We start from the raw sequence: 14,866 nt of genomic DNA on the forward strand, positions 1-14,866 counted from the left end.
CGCAGCGTAATGATTGAATGGGGTGGGTTTTTATTCAAACAATTATTGCCGATTACTTGTAATAGAGGAGATTTTAAAACGGGAAACATTCCGCATGTATTTTTTCAAACCTATTATCGCCTTATTGATTTGTGTGGGAGTTACTTTCACAACTTCAGCGCAGGAGAAATTTACCATCAGCGGATATGTGAAAGACAGCACCAGTAACGAAACCATTATTGGTGCCACCATTAGCGTGAAAGGCCGCAGCAAAGGCATCAGCTCCAACCAATACGGTTTTTATTCCATCACACTTGATAAAGGCAACTACACACTAACGGTATCGCATGTAGCTTTTACAGCCAAGGAAATAGAACTCGATCTCACCACAAATACACAGCTCAATTTTGATCTTGCTCCACGTATAGCCATTGCGCAGGAAGTGATCATCTATTCAAAAAAGCGTGACCTGAATGTGAAAAGCGCACAAATGGGCAAGTTTGAACTAAGCATGAACCAGATCAAATCTGTTCCAGCATTGGCTGGAGAAGTTGATCCTATTAAAGTCTTGCAATTATTACCAGGTGTGCGCAACGCAGGCGAAGGCAACAGCGGTTTGTATGTGCGTGGTGGAGGTCCCGATCAGAATTTGATTTTGTTGGATGATGCAGTAGTGTACAATCCCGGTCATTTGTTTGGTTTCTTTTCCGTGTTCAACAGTGATGCATTAAAGAATGTGAGTTTGATCAAAGGCGGTATGCCTGCAAACTACGGAGGCCGTATCAGCAGCGTGGTGGATATTGCCATGAAGGAAGGAAACAATAAAAAGTTCCAGGTGGAAGGTGGAATTGGAACAATCTCCTCTCGTGTTTCCATTCAAGGTCCTGTTGTAAAAGAAAAAGCTTCGTTCATTATTTCTGCACGTCGTACTTATGTAGATATTCTTGCAAAGCCGTTCATTAAAAAAGAAAGTGACTTTTACGGAAGCGGTTATTATTTCTACGATCTCAATACAAAGTTCAATTATAAATTTTCGGAAAAGGATCGATTGTATGCAAGCGGTTATTTTGGAAGAGATGTATTTACATTCAACAACAAAGAACGAAGTTTTGGTGCACGAATTCCCTGGGGTAATTCAACAGGCACGGTACGTTGGAATCATGTGTTCAACAGTAAATTGTTTTCAAACACGTCGCTTGTTTGGAACGATTATCGTTTTGCTTTTGGCGGCACACAAAGCGATTTCGAGATCAATCTTAATTCAGCCATTCGTGATGTGAGTGCAAAAATTGATTTCGATTATTATCCTGTTACGGGTCATCAATTGAAATATGGTATCAATTATACGTATCATAAATTCAATCCACAAACCACCAGTGGCAAAAGTGGTGATGTGGTATTTGAGCCGCAAAGTGTAAATAATAAGTTTGCACATGAAGTGGCAGCTTACCTCATGGATGATTGGGAAATTAACGATCAACTAAAGATCAATTATGGTGTGCGGTATAGTTTGTTTGAGCAGGTTGGACCGTATACTTTGTATGTAAAAGATGCAGATGGTAATAAGCTCGACAGTACCGTTTATGGAAAAGGAAAAGGCGTGCAATACTATGGTGGTTTTGAACCTCGTGCCACCCTTCGATATGCCTTGAATGATGAAACATCAATTAAAGCTGCAGTTACACGAAACCTGCAGTTCATTCATTTGGTAAGCAATGCAGGTACAACATTGCCCACAGATATATGGGTGCCGAGTACGCATCGTGTAAAACCACAGATAGGCTGGCAGTATGCAGCAGGGTTCTTTAAAAACTTTTCCGACAATACATGGGAAACATCAGTGGAATTGTATTACAAAACCATGCAGAACCAAATTGAATACAAAGAAGGTTACACACCCGGTATTGGCGATCCCGAAGAAAGTTTTGTATTTGGGAAAGGCTGGAGTTATGGCGCTGAGTTTTATGTAAATAAAGCAAGAGGCAATTTCACCGGGTGGATCGGTTATACTTTATCATGGACATGGCGACGGTTTCCACAATTAAACGATGGCGATAAATATCCGGGTCGTTATGATCGCCGGCATGATTTGAGTGTGGTGACAAACTATCAGAAAAATAAAAAATGGAAATACTCGGCAGTGTTTGTATTTGGTACAGGTAATGCGTTTACGTTACCTGAACGTTTCTTTTTGGTTGATGGTGTGCTAACGCAGCAGTACAGCCGCATTAATCAATATCGTTTACCATCATATCATCGTCTTGATCTTTCAGCTATTTATACCCCGCAGCCGAAGAAAGTAAAGAAGCTGAAAACAGAGTGGGTGTTTAGCGTGTATAATGCATACAGCAGGCAAAATCCTTATTTTATTTATTACGATCAAACGGGTAATCCTTACCAGGGGACATTAGAAGTGGAAGCAAGACAGGTATCATTGTTCCCCATTATACCAAGTGTAACGTTGAATTTTAAATTGTAGAGCTACAGCTGTCATCATCTTTCTTATGTAGTTTAAAAAAAGAGCCATGCATTAAGCACGGCTCTAAACCTTAAACCATCGAACCTGTTTTATGCCGATCACACAAAACCATAAGAATTTGACTGCCCGCCATCAATAGCAATTGTTTGCCCATTGATATACGATGCTTCATCGCTTAACAGGAAGTTCACCAGCTTTGCTACTTCCTCTGGAAGACCTAATCGTTTTGTTGGATTGAACTGTGCATATTCATTCTCCGCTTTCTTTGGATCTTCAGAATTCACTTGTTTAAATGCTTCAGCTACCATTGGTGTGAGAATAGCTCCCGGTGCAATTGCATTTGTAAGAATATTGTAACGTCCGTATTCAAGCGCTGCGTTCTTTGTAATACCCGTAACAGCATGTTTGGTTGCAACGTAAGGTGTTTGATTCATAACGCCTCTTATACCGCCAACAGAAGCTACGTTTACCACACGTCCATATTGTTGTTTTACCATTATGGGTAAAATGTAGCGTAAACCATAGTACACACCGAGCAAATTAATATCGATCACTTTTTTAAATACGTCAAGATCATATTCTGTTAATGAAGCCTGTTTACCTTCAATACCGGCGTTGTTATAAAATCCATCGATGCGACCATATTGTTTTACCGTTTCATCAACATAATTTTTCACGTCCGCTTCTTTAGAAACGTCGGCTTTGATCGTTAATACTTTTGTTCCAGGAAATTGTTTTTTGATATCATCCTTTGCATCGGCAAGTGCTTTTTCATTGTAATCGATCAATGATAGTAACGCACCATTCTTTGCTGCTTCAATTGCTGCTGCCAATCCAAGGCCCATCCCCGCACCGGTGATGAGCACAACTTTGTTCTCCAGTTTTTTCATTGCCTTAAATTTTATCGTGATAGAAAAGCCTGCTTTATGTCAGGCAGTATGCAGATGTTGAGGCTGCATAAGAATTACAATGCAAAGGTAGAACGGGGGGAGAGGGTGGTCCAATGACATATATCAAGTAATGCATGAACTTTATTTTTTATTCACCAAGTAAATGTTAAAACTGCCCGATTCTCCTGGTATTTTGCAGCATCACAAAAAAATCAGGTGTTTTAGTTTTTGCATTGAGTTATCTTTGTCGCTTATGCATTACTGCAGCAGATACATATTTATCTTTCTCCCTCTGCACCCTGTTGGTTGTTGATAACTGATAGGGACTTCCTTTTTTATTTTTTTCATTAAATACAACAATTATGAACAACGAATTGAACCCAGTGGTTCTTTGCGAAGAAGATTTTTCTAAGCTGAAACAACTTGTGTCGTTCACCGGAGCCGGCACATCATCTGAAATGAGTCTTGCTCACGAAATAGCAAGAGCTATTATTGTAAAGAATGATTCATTTCCACCTAACACTATCCGCATTGGATCAAAAGTGAGTATTGAAGATGCAGAAACAAAGAAGCTGCATGAGTTTACCATTGTGATGCCCTCGGCTGCTGATATCAAACAAAAATTTGTATCGGTACTTTCGCCGATGGCGGCGGCTATAATCGGATTCCGAAAAGGAGAAGAAGTAGTTTGGAAAATGCCTTCAGGTTTAAAGCGATTGCTGATTAAAGACGTGCTTACGCCAATGCCGGTATAAAGTAATGGTGTTAACTGAAGCGTCGCCTGCTATATAAATAAAACCCCTTGTAAAATCTACAAGGGGTTTTATTTATAAAAATATCATTGCTTATATTTCTGCTGCAACTGTTGCATCAGTATGCGTTTTCTTTTTAACCGGCTTTAAGCGTGCCGCAATCGTGTTCAGTATTTCCGTTGCCGCATCTATCTCATCTTTTTTATTGGAAATACTTTCTACGTTAAAGCCAACCGGGATGTTTTTCTGTGCAGCAAATTCTATTATTTCATTTGCTATCACTATCGATGTTTTTACAGATGATTCTAAAATGTCCTTTGCATTTTTCAAATCGTTGTACAACCACTTTGGTACTTCAATACCCAGCCATTTCATAAACTCAAGCGTTTTAATGGAGCCACACGGACTAAGGGTAAAGAAAATCGGCTTCAACTCGTAGTTATTTTCAATGGAATCATAATAATAATCGGAGAGAAGATTTTTTGATTCGTATACATTGTAAACACATTGCGACACGAAGAAGCTGCAACCTTTTTCTGTTTTAGAAAAAATTCGTTTGTGTTCGTCGCCTTTTTTAGAATGTCGTTCAGGAATGGTAATACCACCCAGCATTAAATGCGTATGAAAATCTTTTCGCAGATCGTATGCATCGGTCAATGCAAAATTGGTTTCTGCAATTTGCGCACTGGAAGAGGCACCTACAAACACAAAGTTTTCAAGCTGATTGTTTTTGCAAAGCCATTCATTAAACGTTTCTTTTGTTTGATTGGCAATGCTCTTGTAAATAATCCCGGGCACATTTATATTGCCGAGGTAGTCACGGAAATATTCTTCCGGCGCAACAGTTTGAATAAAAGGAAACGTGCGTTGCTCATTGGTACGCTGACTTTCATCCTGTATATCGTATAAGATCAGTCCATCAATTGCGAGATTGTTAATACGGGCAGTTTGTTTGCCTGCAATGATCTGCAGTTTTTCTTTTTCAGTGGTGATTTTGGGAGGCGCAAAACTATAAAGAAGTAAGCCGTTTTCACGTGCTTCAATTTTTTCTTTTAAGGATCTCATTTGTTATTGAGGCTGGTCGTTTAGTTGTCTGTAATGAACAAATGTAAGCCTTGACAGGCAAACGAATGATAGGATAGGAGCGGGCGGCAAATGAGTACTAAGCTCAATCTTTTGGTTCCCATAATTGAATTTTGTTTCCTTCTTCATCAAGTATGTGCACAAACTTGCCATAATCATAGCTTTCAATATCGTCTAAAACTGTTACGCCTTCTTTTTTAAATTCTTCCACCAATGCTTCCAGGTTTTCAACCCGGTAGTTGATCATAAAATTGCTGGTTGAAGGTTCATACATCTTCGCTGCTTCTGAATTAAGATTCCATTGCGTGATGCCTTTATTTTTTCCTTCGGCATCTTGGTACCATTCAAATGATGCGCCATATGGGCCGGCATCTATTCCCAGGTGCGTTTTATACCACTCTTTCATTTTGTTGGGATCTTTGCATTTGAAAAAGATTCCGCCAATGCCTGTTACTTTTTTCATGTGTTCTTTTTTATTGTTTTTATGTCACGTAGTAGAAACAATAAAATTATCTGCACTCCTGGTATAAATTAGCCCGATAATTTTCATGTTTATTCCTACTGATTGCTTTTAAATTCCTGAGTTTTTGTTTTTTGTAAAATGACTTTGAATTTTTGCGCCGATGAATGAAAACAAAAATCCATTCACGATGGCTGCAAGCAATACAATTCCCGGAGGAACTTCATCTTCGGGTGGAATCCGGTTGAGGAGCAGAAATTTAAAGCCCAACAGGAAACCAATTAATCCAATAAGAAAACCGCTGATGATACCTGTTTTGTTTTTCATCATTAAGGAATGAATGTTTACATAGAAAGGTACAAATTTATCGTTTTGGATCTTGTGTGAAGTTGCCATGTATATTGGGTTGAAGCAGGGAAGGGCAGGTATAAACTGCCCTTGCTTTATCTCGCACACTATTTGTTTTAATAACGGCAGGGAGAGATGAGTTATGATAAAGAGGACAACCAGCCGTGGCTCCGCAACTACGCAAAGCCGAAAAAAATGCCTGAAGAAATTCCTGTATTATTTCAGAAAGGGCTACTCCGATGCAAAGTACATTTCCTGGGAGCGTGAGTATAAAGAAGCAGCTCACCGGCAATTCCAGGAACAGTTAAATAAACACGCTTTCAAAGCACTGATGGAGAAAGCTGATTACCGAAGCATTGCAGAAATAGCGGTAAGAATTGAATCAAGGACAAACCTGTTGTTTTCATTCGAGAAAATGGCATTGCGTGATGCAGTGAAGCCGGAGGAAGCCGCAAAGGCGTTTGCAACCGGCTTGTTCGACTATGTATATGGTTCCGGAAACTTAAAAGAACGTTTCACCCGTTTTGTGGCTGTTGTAGAAAATCTTCCCCGCAAGCAAACACGTGTATTAACCTGGCCGTTGGTGACCGTATTTGGATTTCTGGCGAATCCTAAAGAGCACATTTTCCTTAAACCAACTGTTACAAAGATTGCTGCAAAAAAATATGATTACGATTTTAATTATGTATCGAAACCAAACTGGAATACGTATGAAAGTTTATTACAGTTTGCAAAGCTTATAAAAGAAGATACAAAGAGCTACCGGCCGAAAGATTATATCGACCTGCAGTCTTTTATCTGGGTGTTGGGTTCCGAGGAATATCCTGATTAAATACTTTTCGTTGTTTGTTCGGGCGCTAGCGATCCACTTGCCCGAACGCTTTCACAAGTTAGATCGAAGAAAATATTCTTTCGATTCATTAGCTTGCAGCCCAATTTTATTCATGCAAAAAAAGCGAAGCGTTGTCTCTACAAAAGAAGTGATTGTGTTCACTTCCTGTTCAATGATACTCACTGCACTCGGTATTGATATCATGCTGCCGGCCTTAGGAGCTATCCGTCAGCATTTCGGTTTGCCCGATAACAGTCCGGCAACTGCAAACCTGATCTCTTACTTTTTCATGGGACAGATCACACAATTGTTCTTTGGTTATTTAACCGACAGGTATGGCCGGTTGCCCATTTTGCGCCTTGGCTTTGTGATTTATATTGTTTGCGGAATAGCAACTGTGTTTGCACCCGCTCTCAGCATCATGCTTTTGCTTCGATTTTTTAGTGGTATGGGCGCAGCAGCAGTATTAATGACAGCCATTGCTTCTGTTCGTGATCAATATGCCGGTAGTGAAATGGCGAGAGTGATGAGTTTTGTATTAACGATCATGTTGCTTACACCTGTAATAGCACCTGCATTGGGATCATTTGTGTTGCTTCACGCATCGTGGCAGGTTGTATTTCTTATTCCGCCCTTGTTTGCCATTCCTGTTTTTTTATGGTCGTTCCGTTTAGCAGAAACACATTCTGCAGAAGCACGTTTGAAAACAGGATTTATCAAGAGCATGCCGCAGTTATGGTATGTACTCACCAACCGGCTTTTTATGCGGTATTGCGTTACCGCCACCATTATCTTTTCTATACTTACTGCTTATGTATCAAGTTCTGAACGGATCATAGGAGAGTTGTACATGCAACCTTCCATGTTTCCCTGGATATTCGGAACAATTGGTGCAGTGATGGCCGTGTTCGCATTAAGCAATTCTTATTTTACCAAACGCTTTGGAGCAAAAAAAGTGTTGCGTTTCTTTTTAACTGCTTACTTGCTGGTATCAGTGCTGTTTGTAGCATTGCATTACATTATCGATAATCCACTTCCGCTTTGGTATTTTGTTGTGTGTATTGGTTTGTTGATGGCGTTTACCGTTGCAGCCGATCCCAACAGCAGTGCATTGGCACTGGAACCCATGGGAAGCAAAGCAGGAATTGCAGCTTCGGTATATGGTACGTTGTTTTTCTTTGTTGGTTCTTTAATTGGAACAGTGATCAATCACTTCATGATTGCAAATGTGCTGCCTTTAGCTGTTGCCGCATTAATGGTGAGTGTTGTTGGAATGATCTTAGTCTTTAGCGAACGGAAGTGATAATAGAGAAATGATTGATGGGTATTAAGTGATTTACCTGCACAAGCAGAGACACGAGCCTAAAAGCGTTACATAATCATTTCCAGAATTTCCACCATCTATACCGATTATTCGGCTCGTTGTATAAGTCTGATTTACCAAGTCTTTCTAAGGCAATTTTTGTTGCTGTTTTGACAATGAGATTGTTGTTTAAATTACTGGTAGGGTAATTTACTTTCGAAATTATTAAGCCCGCTCGCAGAAATCCAGCTTGAGTTAGTTCAAGGATCCACTCTGCATCATTCCTTGAAAGTTGAAATTCATGTTGAATCTTTTCAATAATTAATACGTCTTCTTTTATTCCTTCTTCCCAAAGATCAGCGATTCTTGATATTAGTCTCTCTTGACTCATACATGTAAAAATAAACTGTGGATCAAAATAACAAAAGTGGCTTGTTTCCTCCAGCCGAGAAGAGAAGGCAGAATTTCTAGGCCAATTCTTCATTGACTATTTGAAATTTATTTCCTTGTTCGTCAATTGCGTAAATAAGGATAGCATCAAAGGCATCATCAAAGGCATCTTGCAAGTTTAATGTTAAGCCGTTTTCCAGTTCAATTGTTCCAATAGTTGTTGATGACTCAATCAATTCTTGTTTTGTGCTTTCGTTATAAAAGGCCAAAACGACTATTTGGAATTTGTTCTTCGGTTTATATAAGTTGGGCGACTCTCGACGAATATTTTTTTGATCTGCGTAAGTATTGCATATAAAGGCATCCCACCCATGAAACATTTTGTCAAAGAGCAATATTTCTTCACCGCTAGCTGTGTCCTCGATTATGATTCGTAAGAGATCTTTTTCGGAATCAATAATGGTTTCATCATTCATTAAAGTTCCATAGTATTTGATCTGGAATAAACGATTTTTCGTTGATGATATCAGTTGACCAATCCATTGAATGTTGGGATAGTTTATTTTAAAGTTGCCCACAATATCTGAAGTAACCGTAGTTAAATGTTCACGCAGATATTTTGGACCTTGTAGCTTAACAGATAGCTCCGGCTCCGGATTCTTGTCCGAATTGGCACTTTCCTTTTTGAAAAAATTGAATATCCCCATAAAGACTTTTTTTTATCGGTGCCGACACCAATCTTTAGTTTGTTATTTATTTAGGTTGGAAACACCGACCGCTAGGAAAAGAAAACAAGTTTTGGCATAACATTATTTGCTTTCTTGATCAGTATTTCCAAAAAGAAACTCTCCTAACGTTTCAAAATAATCCTTTTGTAAAAATGTAGTCATAGTTCCTCTTGTATATTGTCCAACGTATTTTGGTATATCTGCCCAAGGAGGAGGATCGTATGTTTGTTCCCCCTGCGATTTTGTAACGTAAGTGTATCGGCCTTCGATAACTTTTATCAATGCTATTCCGTGTTCTTCGGCGAACTTGTAAGCTCCTGATTGAAATCCGCTTGTAGAAAAAATCATCCCTTTGTGTGTTCCTGTTGCTCTTAATTTGTCATAAAGTAACTGAACAACATCACGTTTAATATCATTTTTATGCCTTTTGCATTCGACTAAAACTTTAATAGAAACTCCTAGTACCTCAAATTCAGCATATATATCAATTTGATAGTCTCCATCGCTTTTAAGTAGATGAATGTCATGCTCGGCTTTGAAGTCTTTTAGATTTTTACCTGCACCTTCTAAATAATCTTTAACAAGTAACTCGAATTCTGCAGGAGAAATATTTGCTTTGATGTTATCTGGTATCGAAGGCATTTCCTAAGTTTTGGTTTGGCTTTTGTATTTTTTCACTCGTTGGTGTCTTTCACCAAAGCGTAGTTGATAAAGTTTATTTAGGTTCGTTGGGTCACCATCTGATAAGAAAGTCAAGGAAATTTGCTGACTGACTAAGTGTCAATCGAAAAATCTGTCAGCTTTTCACCCTCGATGAATAAAGTAAAATGTGCAAATGGTTCTTTCAATTCTTCAAATGTTATGTTCCAGTACGCTTTCTGCTCAAATATTAGAATTGTCTCTATGGCTACAATTTTGAACTTGTCGCTCCACTGAATGAAATCTATAAGCAAGCCAGCTTCTTTAAACTCCGTAACAAACCGTTTGGTTATTCTATCATCCAACTTAAGAAGTCCTGTTTGCCACTCTTCTAAAAATTTTAATTGATCTGCATCAGGCTGAGTCGCCGTCCCCCGAACTGACAATAGTATTTCACCACTTTTGTTGTTCCATGTATTTCTGTTCCCCTTGCTATAAACGAGGGTAAATAATCCGAGTGGACTATCAAAAGTAACTTTCGGCTTTGATTTGAATAAGTTTGAAAATAGTCCCATAGGAAATCTCATTTGTGCTCACTAAAATATGCGCCACATACGATAAATCCAAACTTCTCAAAGGTTTCAAAACAAAAAAATCCCCTTGCTTCATAACAAAGGGATTTCTATTTCAACATGTATTCAATTACGAACCGCAGCTGATACAACCGTCCTGCATGCTGCAGGTTGGGCCATCAACCTGTGTAGGTTCAATGTCGGTTGTGGTTTGTACGTTGTTTGTTTTTTCGGTTGAAGGAATCACCGGGCTGATATCAGCACTCGCTTGTTTCTCTACGGTAAACTGCACCGCCTGTGTTGCTGCCTGTGTGCGCAGGTAATACATGCCTGTCTTCAAACCTTTCTTCCATGCGTGGAAATGCATGGAGGTAAGTTTAGATGCAGTTGGATTATCAACAAACAGATTCAACGATTGCGATTGACAGATGTAAGCTCCACGATCTGCAGCCATATCAATGATGTTGCGTTGCTTGATTTCCCAAACTGTTTTGTACAGTTCTTTAATATCAGCAGGTATTTCATCAATGTTCTGGATCGAACCATTCGCTGCAATGATCTTGTTCTTCATGTTGTTGTTCCACAAGCCAAGGCTCACCAGGTCTTTCAGCAAATGTTTATTCACGATAATAAACTCACCACTTAATACACGGCGTGTATAAATGTTTGACGTGTATGGTTCAAAACATTCGTTGTTGCCAAAGATCTGCGAAGTAGAAGCAGTAGGCATTGGTGCCAGCAGTAACGAGTTACGTACGCCAAATTGTTTTACTTCTTCTTTCAGTGTAGCCCAATCCCAACGGTCGGTTGGTGTTACGCCCCACATATCAAATTGGAAAATACCTTTCGATACCGGCGAGCCTGCAAAGGTTTCATAAGCACCTTGTTCTTTCGCCAGGTCTTTACTTGCTGTCATTGCAGCGAAGTAGATGGTTTCGAAAATATTTTTGTTCAGCATTTTTGCGAGGTCGCTTTCAAACGGCAAACGCAATAAGATGAACACATCGGCCAAACCCTGCACACCTAAACCAATAGGACGGTGACGCATGTTGGAGTTTCTTGCTTCTTCAACAGGGTAGTAGTTATAATCAATGATCTTGTTGAGGTTCTTTGTTGTTTGATAAGTTACCTCGTACAATTTTTCATGATCAAATTTTCCATCGATCACAAAACGTGGAAGCGCCAATGATGCAAGGTTACATACAGCCACTTCATCAGGACTTGTATATTCCATGATCTCTGTACACAGGTTGGAACTTTTGATGGTACCAAGATTCTGCTGATTTGATTTGCTGTTGGCAGCATCTTTATATAACATGTACGGTGTACCAGTTTCAATCTGCGATTGCAGAATGGCGAACCAAAGATCCTGCGCCTTGATTGTTTTTCTTGCTTTGCCTTCAGCTTCGTATTTGTTATAAAGCTTTTCAAATTCTTCGCCCCAGCTTTCACTTAAGCCCGGTGCTTCGTTGGGACAAAACAAACTCCATTCGCCATTTGCTTCCACACGTTTCATAAACAGATCGCAGATCCACAATGCAAAGAACAGATCTCTTGCACGCATTTCTTCTTTACCATGATTCTTACGCAGATCAAGGAATTCGAATACATCTGCATGCCATGGTTCGAGATAAATAGCAAATGCGCCTTTGCGTTTGCCACCGCCCTGGTCAACATAACGTGCAGTATCGTTAAATACTTTCAGCATGGGAATGATACCGTTACTTGTACCATTGGTACCACCGATATAGCTACCTGTTGCACGGATATTATGAATAGCCAAACCAATACCACCTGCACTCTGCGAAATTTTTGCCGTTTGTTTCAGTGTATCGTAAATACCATCAATGCTGTCTTCTTTCATGGTCAAAAGAAAGCAAGAACTCATTTGTGGTTTTGGTGTACCAGCATTAAAGAGAGTAGGAGTAGCATGCGTCATCCAACGTTCACTCATTAAGTGATAGGTTTTGATCACGCTTTCAATATCTTCTTTGTGAATACCCACTGCCACACGCATGTACATGTGTTGCGGACGCTCAGCAATTTTTCCATCGATTTTTAAGAGGTATGATTTTTCCAGTGTTTTAAAACCGAAATAATCAAATGCAAAATCACGATCGTAAATGATGGTGCTGTCGAGCAACTCAGCATTCTCTTCAATAATGCGCATCACATCTTCAGCAATCAACGGTAATTTTTTACCGGTTGCTTTATCAACATAGTTGTAAAGGTTTTTCATGGTTTGTGAAAAACTCTTGATCGTGTTCTTATGCAGGTTGCTCACCGCAATGCGTGAAGCAAGAATTGCATAATCAGGATGTGTGATGGTGAGTGATGCAGCTGTTTCTGCTGCGAGGTTATCGAGGTCGGTTGTAGCCACACCTTCGTAAATACCTTCAATTGTTTTTTTGGCAACGTCAATAGGGTTCACCATGGAGCTAAGGCTGTAACTCAGCTTCTCAATCCTTGCTGTAACCTTATCGAATTTTACCGATTCTGTTTTGCCGTTCCGTTTTACTACAAACATAATGGGGGATGTATGATTTGTGATGTATGAATTATGATTTTTGATTGTTCGTCTTTACTGTTTTTACCGTAGCAACAAAAATGCTCACCAGTTCGTTTGCTTCTTTGAGTAAGGGCTCCGTAATATTCGCAGCAATTAATTTCGCTTCCGTTATTACTTCTAACCAATACATACTCTCGTCTGCTTCTTCTATTACTATTTCCAGTTTATAAATAAAATCAGCCGTTGACTTTGCTCTGCATGCGGCCCGGTAATTTGCACCTACAGAACCTCCTGATCGGATGAGCTGTTTTGCCAATTCAAATCCCGCTGTCGTTTTAGGAAGTTGGTCGCAGATCCTTATTATTTCAACATGAAATTGTTTGGTCCTGATTTTCAACTCTTCCTTTGTCATAGTGCTATTCTTTAATTGTTAGCTCGGATTTGCGACATATCATAAATCCTACATCACAAATCCGAAATCCTAAAAATCTTCTTCTGTTGAAAACACCTGCGTTTCGCCACCGCCCATCACACCTGCTTTCTGGTAATCGCCTACACGCTTTTCAAAGAAGTTTGTTTTTCCTTGCAGGGAGATCATTTCCATAAAGTCGAATGGATTGGTAGCGTTGTACACTTTCGCACAACCTAGTTCTGTTAACCAACGGTCGGCAACAAACTCGATGTATTGCTGCATCAGTTTTGCGTTCATACCAATCAATGCAACAGGCAATGCTTCGGTGATAAATTCTTTTTCGATAGTTACTGCATCGGTAATGATGGTGCGTACTTGTTCTTCGCTGAGTTTATTTTTCAACATGCTGTAGAGTAAGCACGCAAATTCGCAATGCAAACCTTCATCACGGCTGATGAGTTCATTGCTGAAGGTTAAACCGGGCATCAACCCACGTTTCTTCATCCAGAAAATAGAACAGAAACTTCCGCTGAAGAAAATTCCTTCCACTGCTGCAAATGCAACAAGGCGTTCAGCAAAACTTCCGTTCTCGATCCAACGCAAAGCCCATTCTGCTTTTTTCTTAACAGCTGGTACAGTATCAATAGCGTGAAAGAGTTTATATTTTTCCTGAGGGTCTTTAATATAGGTATCGATCAACAGCGCATACGTTTCGCTGTGGATGTTTTCCATCATGATCTGGAAACCATAAAAACATCTTGCTTCGGGCAACTGCACTTCGCTCATAAAGTTCACCGCAAGATTTTCATTTACGATACCATCGCTTGCTGCAAAAAAAGCGAGTACATGCGAAATGAAATGACGTTCACCGTCGTTGAGGTTTTCCCAATCTTTCAGGTCGCCGCTTAAATCAATTTCTTCCGCAGTCCAGAAACTTGCTTCGTGCTGCTTATAATGTTTCCATATTTCAGGATAGTTGATTGGCAGAATAACAAAACGGTCTTTGTTTTCCTTTAACAGGATTTCTTCTTCGTGGTTCATGTGCTTATTTACGTTTTGACTTCGGGAGACAAGTATAGTGCTGACAGGACAGGCCACATTTGAAGTGGCGAATACGATCAGTACAAATGCTTTTCTACCCGAAAGCTTTGTGACTTAAAATTTATTTCCTCCGGCAGGTCTTCTGACTTGTTCTCTGCTGAGCACCTTCCCATTCCGCTTCAGGCGGAACAGTGGTTTTGTGGAAGCTGGCAGGTGAGTGGTGAATTATGAACGGTGAATAATGTTACCAAAAAGGAAACATGCACCATTGACTATTGACCATTCACAAAAAGAACTCACAGCTACGGGGATAGCTCAGGATTTACACCTGATTCCCTTTTAATGCAATGTGCTGAAAAGCATATTGTCAACCGAAACGGACTGTAAAATAAACCCCATTCACCTGAATGAACAGAACTTGTTATTCACGTGGTGTTGAAAAAAAAGAA

Annotated in this window: 15 protein-coding genes and 1 riboswitch; of the genes, 4 read left to right on the forward strand and 11 right to left on the reverse strand. The window is 39.7% G+C overall.

The features are described 5' to 3' along the window. The first annotated feature begins 94 nt into the window (after positions 1-94). Entirely contained in the window at positions 95-2,458 is a 2,364-nt protein-coding gene (locus tag ACO1QW_RS14665) for a TonB-dependent receptor (RefSeq protein WP_486259763.1), read from the forward strand. Between the two features lie 98 nt (positions 2,459-2,556). Here the strand turns inward: ACO1QW_RS14665 and ACO1QW_RS14670 are convergent, their stop codons facing one another. Next, positions 2,557-3,348, reverse strand: coding sequence for a glucose 1-dehydrogenase (locus ACO1QW_RS14670; RefSeq protein ID WP_486259765.1), 792 nt, complete (start codon positions 3,346-3,348; stop codon positions 2,557-2,559). Between the two features lie 362 nt (positions 3,349-3,710). On the opposite strand from ACO1QW_RS14670, the gene ACO1QW_RS14675 reads away from it, so the two are divergent. Beyond that, positions 3,711-4,103, forward strand: a complete 393-nt coding sequence (locus ACO1QW_RS14675) for a GreA/GreB family elongation factor (protein ID WP_486259767.1) — start codon at positions 3,711-3,713, stop codon at positions 4,101-4,103. 90 nt (positions 4,104-4,193) lie between these two features. Here ACO1QW_RS14675 and ACO1QW_RS14680 read toward each other — a convergent pair whose 3' ends face one another. The 3 genes from ACO1QW_RS14680 to ACO1QW_RS14690 all read right to left on the reverse strand — a co-directional run bounded on the left by ACO1QW_RS14680 (position 4,194) and on the right by ACO1QW_RS14690 (position 6,039). Continuing rightward, positions 4,194-5,165, reverse strand: a complete 972-nt coding sequence (locus tag ACO1QW_RS14680) for a 5,10-methylenetetrahydrofolate reductase (protein WP_486259769.1) — start codon at positions 5,163-5,165, stop codon at positions 4,194-4,196. A 103-nt stretch (positions 5,166-5,268) separates the two neighbouring features. Next, positions 5,269-5,646, reverse strand: a complete 378-nt coding sequence (locus ACO1QW_RS14685; protein ID WP_486259771.1) for a VOC family protein — start codon at positions 5,644-5,646, stop codon at positions 5,269-5,271. A 108-nt stretch (positions 5,647-5,754) separates the two neighbouring features. After that, the gene (locus ACO1QW_RS14690) at positions 5,755-6,039 is read right to left on the reverse strand and encodes a hypothetical protein (RefSeq protein ID WP_486259773.1); all 285 of its coding nucleotides are present in this window, start codon (positions 6,037-6,039) and stop codon (positions 5,755-5,757) included. 94 nt (positions 6,040-6,133) lie between these two features. Here ACO1QW_RS14690 and ACO1QW_RS14695 point away from each other — a divergent pair, with 94 nt between their 5' ends. Both ACO1QW_RS14695 and ACO1QW_RS14700 read left to right on the forward strand, forming a co-directional pair. After that, entirely contained in the window at positions 6,134-6,823 is a 690-nt protein-coding gene (locus ACO1QW_RS14695) for a hypothetical protein (protein WP_486259775.1), read from the forward strand. 112 nt (positions 6,824-6,935) lie between these two features. Further along, positions 6,936-8,126, forward strand: coding sequence for an MFS transporter (locus tag ACO1QW_RS14700; RefSeq protein ID WP_486259777.1), 1,191 nt, complete (start codon positions 6,936-6,938; stop codon positions 8,124-8,126). A 76-nt stretch (positions 8,127-8,202) separates the two neighbouring features. Here the strand turns inward: ACO1QW_RS14700 and ACO1QW_RS14705 are convergent, their stop codons facing one another. From ACO1QW_RS14705 to ACO1QW_RS14735, 7 genes are all read right to left on the reverse strand, one after another. Then, positions 8,203-8,517: a hypothetical protein gene (locus ACO1QW_RS14705; protein ID WP_486259779.1), complete on the reverse strand. Its 315-nt coding sequence runs from the start codon at positions 8,515-8,517 to the stop codon at positions 8,203-8,205. 76 nt (positions 8,518-8,593) lie between these two features. Next, positions 8,594-9,223 carry a hypothetical protein gene (locus ACO1QW_RS14710; RefSeq protein WP_486259781.1) on the reverse strand — a complete coding sequence of 210 codons (630 nt, stop codon included), beginning with the start codon at positions 9,221-9,223 and terminating at the stop codon, positions 8,594-8,596. Between the two features lie 102 nt (positions 9,224-9,325). Then, positions 9,326-9,886 carry a restriction endonuclease gene (locus tag ACO1QW_RS14715; RefSeq protein ID WP_486259783.1) on the reverse strand — a complete coding sequence of 187 codons (561 nt, stop codon included), beginning with the start codon at positions 9,884-9,886 and terminating at the stop codon, positions 9,326-9,328. A 131-nt stretch (positions 9,887-10,017) separates the two neighbouring features. Then, on the reverse strand, positions 10,018-10,458 hold the full coding sequence (locus ACO1QW_RS14720) for a hypothetical protein (protein ID WP_486259784.1): 441 nt from the start codon (positions 10,456-10,458) through the stop codon (positions 10,018-10,020). A gap of 127 nt (positions 10,459-10,585) precedes the next feature. Next, positions 10,586-12,982 (reverse strand): ribonucleoside-diphosphate reductase subunit alpha, encoded by a 2,397-nt coding sequence (locus tag ACO1QW_RS14725; protein ID WP_486259786.1) that lies wholly within the window; start codon positions 12,980-12,982, stop codon positions 10,586-10,588. Between the two features lie 31 nt (positions 12,983-13,013). Beyond that, complete coding sequence (locus ACO1QW_RS14730; RefSeq protein WP_486259788.1) at positions 13,014-13,376, reverse strand: four helix bundle protein; 363 nt, start codon at positions 13,374-13,376, stop codon at positions 13,014-13,016. Between the two features lie 69 nt (positions 13,377-13,445). Next, a complete protein-coding gene (locus ACO1QW_RS14735; protein WP_486259790.1) occupies positions 13,446-14,417 on the reverse strand; it encodes a ribonucleoside-diphosphate reductase small subunit in 972 nt (323 codons plus the stop codon). Between the two features lie 115 nt (positions 14,418-14,532). After that, positions 14,533-14,808, reverse strand: a riboswitch (cobalamin riboswitch). Between the last annotated feature and the right edge of the window lie 58 nt (positions 14,809-14,866).

This window comes from Lacibacter sp., from assembly GCF_057361365.1.

Bases quoted from the DNA above. Each gene is read 5' to 3' on its own strand.
- ACO1QW_RS14665 (WP_486259763.1), top strand. From the start codon at position 95: ATGTATTTTTTCAAACCTATTATCGCCTTATTGATTTGTGTGGGAGTT.
- ACO1QW_RS14670 (WP_486259765.1), bottom strand. From the start codon at position 3,348: ATGAAAAAACTGGAGAACAAAGTTGTGCTCATCACCGGTGCGGGGATG.
- ACO1QW_RS14675 (WP_486259767.1), top strand. From the start codon at position 3,711: ATGAACAACGAATTGAACCCAGTGGTTCTTTGCGAAGAAGATTTTTCT.
- ACO1QW_RS14680 (WP_486259769.1), bottom strand. From the start codon at position 5,165: ATGAGATCCTTAAAAGAAAAAATTGAAGCACGTGAAAACGGCTTACTT.
- ACO1QW_RS14685 (WP_486259771.1), bottom strand. From the start codon at position 5,646: ATGAAAAAAGTAACAGGCATTGGCGGAATCTTTTTCAAATGCAAAGAT.
- ACO1QW_RS14690 (WP_486259773.1), bottom strand. From the start codon at position 6,039: ATGGCAACTTCACACAAGATCCAAAACGATAAATTTGTACCTTTCTAT.
- ACO1QW_RS14695 (WP_486259775.1), top strand. From the start codon at position 6,134: ATGATAAAGAGGACAACCAGCCGTGGCTCCGCAACTACGCAAAGCCGA.
- ACO1QW_RS14700 (WP_486259777.1), top strand. From the start codon at position 6,936: ATGCAAAAAAAGCGAAGCGTTGTCTCTACAAAAGAAGTGATTGTGTTC.
- ACO1QW_RS14705 (WP_486259779.1), bottom strand. From the start codon at position 8,517: ATGAGTCAAGAGAGACTAATATCAAGAATCGCTGATCTTTGGGAAGAA.
- ACO1QW_RS14710 (WP_486259781.1), bottom strand. From the start codon at position 9,223: ATGGGGATATTCAATTTTTTCAAAAAGGAAAGTGCCAATTCGGACAAG.
- ACO1QW_RS14715 (WP_486259783.1), bottom strand. From the start codon at position 9,886: ATGCCTTCGATACCAGATAACATCAAAGCAAATATTTCTCCTGCAGAA.
- ACO1QW_RS14720 (WP_486259784.1), bottom strand. From the start codon at position 10,458: ATGGGACTATTTTCAAACTTATTCAAATCAAAGCCGAAAGTTACTTTT.
- ACO1QW_RS14725 (WP_486259786.1), bottom strand. From the start codon at position 12,982: ATGTTTGTAGTAAAACGGAACGGCAAAACAGAATCGGTAAAATTCGAT.
- ACO1QW_RS14730 (WP_486259788.1), bottom strand. From the start codon at position 13,376: ATGACAAAGGAAGAGTTGAAAATCAGGACCAAACAATTTCATGTTGAA.
- ACO1QW_RS14735 (WP_486259790.1), bottom strand. From the start codon at position 14,417: ATGAACCACGAAGAAGAAATCCTGTTAAAGGAAAACAAAGACCGTTTT.